Annotated in this window: 1 pseudogene; it reads right to left on the reverse strand. The window is 58.2% G+C overall.

Annotated features, from left to right (window positions below):
• Positions 1–579: pseudogene (eno, locus tag ACFIKY_RS09280) on the reverse strand (phosphopyruvate hydratase); the annotation flags it as partial.

Here is a 579-nt window from a genome sequence, read left to right on the forward strand (position 1 = left end):
CCCAGTTCTCCCAGTCATCCTGGTCAAAGGGATCTTCTATGGACTGGACGGGGTAGTTCTTGATGAAGCTGCGGTACAGGTCTCCCAGTTGCTCCCCGGAGATGTGCCTGGACGGGTCGTCGGGGGACTTGAAGTCCAGGTCGTACTTGCCACTGCGGAAGAACTCGGAGGCAGCCACGTCCATGCCGATGATGATCTTGTCCGGGTAGCCGGCTTTCTCGATGGCCGACTTGAGCAGCTCCAGAGCTTCGTTGTTTTCCAGGATGTTGGGGGCAAAGCCGCCCTCATCTCCTACGTTGGTGGCATCCTTCCCGTACTTGGCCTTGATGACGTTCTTCAGGTTGTGGTAGACCTCCGCTCCAATCCTCATGGCCTCGTGGAAGTTAGAGGCCCCCACAGGCAGAATCATGAACTCCTGCATGGCCAGTTTGTTTCCAGCGTGACTGCCCCCGTTGATCACGTTGAAGGCAGGAACAGGTAGAATGACGTCCTTGTGTCCAGCCAGGTCTGCGATGTGGCGGTAGAGCGGAACCCCCTTCTCTGCGGCGCCGGCCTTACAGACGGCGAGCGATACTCCCA

The organism is Bartonella sp. CR127HXZ, from assembly GCF_042194555.1.
In the GTDB taxonomy this organism is placed as follows: Bacteria; Pseudomonadota; Alphaproteobacteria; order Rhizobiales; family Rhizobiaceae; genus Bartonella; species Bartonella grahamii.